The 1,679-nt window shown below is 60.9% G+C and carries 2 protein-coding genes and 1 pseudogene; all 3 read left to right on the top strand.

Going from position 1 to position 1,679, the window contains the following annotated elements; genetic code table 11:
• Positions 1-89, top strand: an 89-nt coding sequence (locus AC1RKH_RS28055; protein WP_493184058.1) for a hypothetical protein, incomplete at its 5' end; no start/stop codon positions are given.
• Between the two features lie 76 nt (positions 90-165).
• Positions 166-1,422 carry a serine hydroxymethyltransferase gene (gene glyA / locus AC1RKH_RS28060; RefSeq protein ID WP_493061864.1) on the top strand — a complete coding sequence of 419 codons (1,257 nt, stop codon included), beginning with the start codon at positions 166-168 and terminating at the stop codon, positions 1,420-1,422.
• A 99-nt stretch (positions 1,423-1,521) separates the two neighbouring features.
• Positions 1,522-1,679, top strand: a pseudogene (locus AC1RKH_RS28065) (lipoyl synthase); the annotation flags it as partial.

The raw sequence follows: 1,679 nt of genomic DNA on the forward strand, positions 1-1,679 counted from the left end.
GGCCACCGGTCGGCCGGGTCGACAACGTGTTTGGCGACCGCAACCTGATCTGCGCCTGCCCGTCGATCGAAAGCTACCAGGATGCGTAACAACAACGCCTGACCCTGCGTAGGAGCTGCCGCAGGTCAGCCCATTCGCTACCCAAGAACAACAGAGGATTCCACCATGTTCAGCAAGCACGACCAGATCAAAGGCTACGACGATGAACTGCTGGCAGCGATGAATGCCGAGGACGCACGCCAAGAGCACCACATCGAATTGATCGCCTCGGAAAACTACACCAGCCAACGGGTGATGGAAGCGCAAGGCAGCGGCCTGACCAACAAGTACGCCGAAGGCTATCCGGGCAAGCGCTACTACGGCGGCTGCGAACACGTCGACGTGGTCGAGCAGTTGGCCATTGATCGAGCCAAACAGTTGTTCGGTGCCGATTACGCCAACGTCCAGCCGCACTCTGGCAGCCAGGCCAACGCGGCGGTCTACCTGGCCCTGCTGCAAGCCGGCGACACTGTGCTGGGCATGAGCCTGGCCCACGGCGGTCACTTGACCCACGGCGCCAAAGTCAGTTTTTCCGGCAAGCTGTACAACGCGGTGCAGTACGGCATCGATACTGCGACCGGGCTGATCGATTACGACGAAGTCGAGCGTCTGGCCGTCGAGCACCAGCCGAAGATGATCATTGCCGGTTTCTCGGCCTACTCGAAAACCCTGGATTTCCCACGCTTCCGTCAGATCGCCGACAAGGTTGGCGCTTATCTGTTTGTGGACATGGCCCACGTTGCCGGACTAGTGGCTGCCGGTCTGTACCCGAACCCGATTCCGTTCGCCGATGTTGTCACTACCACCACGCACAAAACCCTGCGCGGTCCACGCGGTGGCCTGATCCTGGCCAAGGCCAATCCGGAACTGGAGAAGAAACTCAACGCCGCAGTATTCCCTGGCGGCCAGGGCGGCCCGCTGATGCACGTGATCGCCGCCAAGGCCGTGTGCTTCAAGGAGGCGTTGGAGCCGGGCTTCAAGACCTATCAACAGCAAGTGATCGACAACGCCCAGGCGATGGCCGGCGTGTTTATCGAGCGTGGCTACGACGTGATTTCCGGCGGAACCGACAACCACCTGTTCCTGGTGAGCCTGATCCGTCAGGGCCTGACCGGCAAAGACGCCGACGCCGCGTTGGGCCGTGCCGGGATCACCGTGAACAAGAACGCCGTGCCGAACGATCCACAGTCGCCGTTCGTGACCTCGGGTCTGCGGATTGGCACCCCGGCGATTACCAGCCGTGGCTTCAAGGTCGCCCAGAGCATTGAGCTGACTGGCTGGATCTGCGACATCCTCGATCACCTCGGCGATGCCGATGTCGAGGCCAACGTCGCCAGAAAGGCCGCTGCCCTGTGCGCTGACTTTCCGGTCTATCGCGACTGATGCACAGAGGGGACAGGGCAACGCCTTGTCCCTCTTGACAGCCTGGCGACAAAACACCGGCTGGCCTGGGCCGAACCACCCGCCACAAGGAAAAAATACATGGTCACTGTTGTAGAATCGGCCGGTAAAACCCCGGTAAAAATGGAAGCTGGCGTAAAGCTGCGCGGCGCCGAAAAGGTTGCGCGTATCCCGGTGAAGATCATTCCGACCACCGAATTGCCGAAAAAGCCTGACTGGATTCGCGTGCGCATCCCGGT

It is taken from the genome of Pseudomonas sp. GW822-FHT06B12 (genome assembly GCF_058799675.1).